This is a genomic window from Steroidobacter sp., assembly GCF_016790065.1.
GTDB lineage: Bacteria > Pseudomonadota > Gammaproteobacteria > Steroidobacterales > Steroidobacteraceae > Steroidobacter.
Map to the genome: position 1 here is coordinate 1 of NZ_JAEUPY010000120.1, position 3,571 is coordinate 3,571.

The 3,571-nt window shown below is 60.6% G+C and carries 2 protein-coding genes; both read right to left on the reverse strand.

Annotation, left to right across the window (positions count from 1 at the left end):
• A partial coding sequence (locus JNL55_RS05245; protein WP_293850287.1) for an amidohydrolase family protein occupies positions 1-3,228 on the reverse strand: 3,228 nt, incomplete at its 3' end.
• Positions 3,229-3,233: 5 nt separating this feature from the next.
• The coding region (locus JNL55_RS05250) for an amidohydrolase family protein (protein WP_293850289.1) at positions 3,234-3,571 on the reverse strand (338 nt) is incomplete at its 5' end.

A 3,571-nucleotide genomic window follows, 5' to 3' on the forward strand; every position in this document is an offset into this window, starting at 1 on the left:
GAAAAACTTGCCGCGCGGCTTAGCGTAATTGCCGATCTCGTTCATGGTGTTGGCGTCGTACAGACGGCCGTTGACCATGGTGTAGCGCACGCTGTTGCTGTTCTGGATGTCTTCGAGCGGATTCTTGTCCAGCACGATCAGGTCGGCGAGCTTGCCCGGCTCGAGCGAGCCCAGCTGCTTTTCCAGACCATGCGTCCGGGCGCCATTGAGCGTTGCCGAACGCAGCACGCTCATGTTGCTCATGCCGCCTTGGGAGAGCAGCCACATCTCCCAATGCAACGACAACCCGATGACGTGGCCATGCGATCCCGCGTTGACGATGACACCGGCGTCATCGAGCTTCTTCACTGAGCGTGACACCGAGCGGAAACCCACATCCCACAGCTCATCGGCGACATTGATGGACATCATTCCTCGCACGTGAGGCGGCCCATAATGCGGCGTGCCTACGGGGCTGTAGCCGCTGGTCACCACCTGCACGAAGGTGCGCACCTTCGGGTCTTCCCAAACGCGCTGCTTCTGAATGATGAAGTTCTCACCCAACAATTCGCCGTTGAGCACGATGAGCGTCGGCGTGTGCGGCGTCTGGCCATGTTTGAACAGCTGCACCACATCGTCGTAGTAATTGGCCACCGGCAGGTTGTGCTGCTGATTGGTGTTGCCGTCGATGACAGCTGTGAGGTCGAGATAGAAATTGCTCTCGCCTTCCACGTCCACCATCACACCCGCCTCGCGGCCCGCCTTGATCAGCATTTGTCGCTGACTGCGCATGGGCTGGCGATAGCTCTTCACGATGGTGCCGCCGAGCGCCTTCTTGCGCGCCATGAAATCCTGCGCATCTTTGTAACTGAAGATAGGCACGTAACCGCTATCCACCTTGGCGATGCGACCGAACGCAATCAGGCCCGACTCGATGGAACGCGGCCCGACCATATCGCCGGTCAACGTCATCTCGGTCTGGGTATAGGCCGGCAGTTCGAGACTATACGGGTCGTAGTTGGTAGTAACGCCGAACGCCAGATCGGCGTAGCGCGCCGATTGACGCTGCGGCATCAAACCAGACGACGTGTAGTAACAATTGTTGATGTGCCCGTGCATGTCGAACAAACCAGGCATCACCGTCTTACCCGCAACGTCGATGACCTTCGCACCGGCCGGCACTGCCACGGCATCGGCCGCGCCGACCGCAACGATGCGATTGCCACGCACGATCACAGTGCCGCGCTCGATGACCTGATCGCCATTCATGGTGATGACGCGGCCGTTGGTGAATGCCACGTCGCCCTCAGGCAGATCGACTGGCGCCTCTAACCCTGCGGCCACGCGCTGTAACTTCGGGCTCGCGTCTGCACGTGCAGCCTCTTCGACGGACGCAGTGACGAACTGATCGCCCACCGCCCAATGCAGTCGCTTCGAGTCCGCCGACCACTGCAACGCATAGCCGCCGATATCGCTGACTCGCACCACGGGATTCGCGCCATCGTGCTCCGGCGTCAATGTCACTGGAACGCCCGTCTCACGGTAGCGAGTCACGTAGTACTGCTGACGATGACGAAACGCGACCCACTGCAGATCCGGGCTGATGCGAGGCTCTGAGGTATCCGCATCCAAGGTCTTGGCATGCACGCGCTGATCGAACCCTTGCAGGTTGACGCTTTCCAGCGCCGCCACCATCGCATGATTAATGTAGTTCTTGGACGCGTAATAGATCCGCTGGCCATCAGGCGAAAACATGGGAGCGTCGCCCGGAGCGGCGATGTAGTTCGCTTCGCCGCCATTAGCGCTAATCCAATACAAACCGACGCGCGACTCGCGACCGCCGAGACAACGATCTCCCTCATCGATCTTGAACACGATGCGAGTGCCATCGGGCGAGAACGACGGCGTGCGTAACACGCCGGTGGTGCTGAAGAGCGTCTTGGGAGCACCGCCCTGCGAACCGACCACCATCAACCGACTGCCGGTCTCGTCGTTCCAATCCACATACGCGACTTTGCGACCGTCGCGCGAAAACGCCGGCTCGAACTCGAACGTGCTGGCACGAGTAAGGCGCGCGGGCTTGGCATCGCCTTCCTTACGCCACAATCGGCCGAGCGCGTTGAACACCGCCACTTTGTCATCGGGCGAATAGGCGAGCTGACGAATCGCGCGCACCGTGATCGATTTGGGCGCGAGGTCATGAGTAAACCGCGGCGGCACCGTGATCTTGTGGCGCGAACGCACGCTGAACGGAATCTCCTTGGCCGCCCCCGTATCCATGTCGATGTTCCAGAGCTTGCCCTTGCCCCAGATGGCGACATGACGATTGTCGGGAAACCAGCTGTATTGAGGGTAGTAGCCATCGATCCAGCTATAGTCGGCCTGCTCGTCGCGATCCAGCCCTTCGAACACGGGCAGTTCTTTACCTGTAGCCACGTCGTAGACGAACAGCACCGTCTTCTCTCGCACGCGGCGGACGAAGGCGATGCGCTGATCGTTCGGCGACAACTGCGGAGCGATGGCGCTACCGAAGCCGCGAATCATCTGCTGAGTCTCGCCACTGGCAAGATCCCGGCGCATCACCGCGAGGTTGCTGTGATTCGCATCGACGTAGACGCGAGACTTGCTCGGCGACGTCGCCTTCTCGGTGTAGTAGACATAGCGGCCGTCGCGTGAGAACTGCGGCTCGTTGACAGGCTCGTCATTGGCCGGCGCCGGCACGAGCACTCGCCCACCGCCGCCACGCAGATCGTAGATCCGCAGCTCGGCGGCGTGATGCTTGTCTTCGGTGGCGAACTGCAGCGCGCCGGCGATCAACGTGCCGTCGCCGTTCCACGTCGGCGTGCTCAGCAATCGAACAGTTTCTTTGGTGACCTGTCGTGCATTCGAGCCATCGGCGTTGGCGATCCAGAAATTGTCGCTGCCGCCGCCATCGCTGATGTACAGCAGCTGCTTGCCATCTGGACTGAAGCGCGGATTGCGTTGCATGGCCGCGCCACCGAGCAGCAGCTTGGCTTCGCCGCCCGCTGCCGGCATCGCATAGATATCGCCCAGCAAATCGAACGCGAGCGTGCGGCCGTCAGGACTGACGGCGACGCTCATCCAAGTGCCTTCGCTGAGCGGAAACTCAACGTCGTACGACGGTTGACCGGTGTTCTCGATGTTCCAAGCGGTTTGCGCGAACGCCGGCACCGTGGCGACCAAAGCACAGAGCGAGGCGAGAATGCCGTGAGTGATTGGAGTTTTCATGATGCTCACTTCCCCGACCACGCCGAGTTCCAGTCGATGCCTTTGTAATCGTCCATCTCCCAATAGAAGCGCCCTCGTGGACGGGGATGGTTGCCGATTTCATCCATGCTGGCCGAGTCGTAAAGCCGGCCGTTGAGCACCGTGTAGCGCACCGAGTTGCTATTGCGAATGTCCTCCAGCGGATTGCGGTCGAGCACGATCAAATCGGCCAACTTGCCGGCTTCCAACGAACCCAGTTGTTTGTCGAAGCCCAAAGTCTTGGCACCGTTCAAGGTGGCGGCTCGCAAGATCCGGTGATTGCTCATGCCACCTTGGGCCAGCAGCTGCATTTCCCAGTGCATGG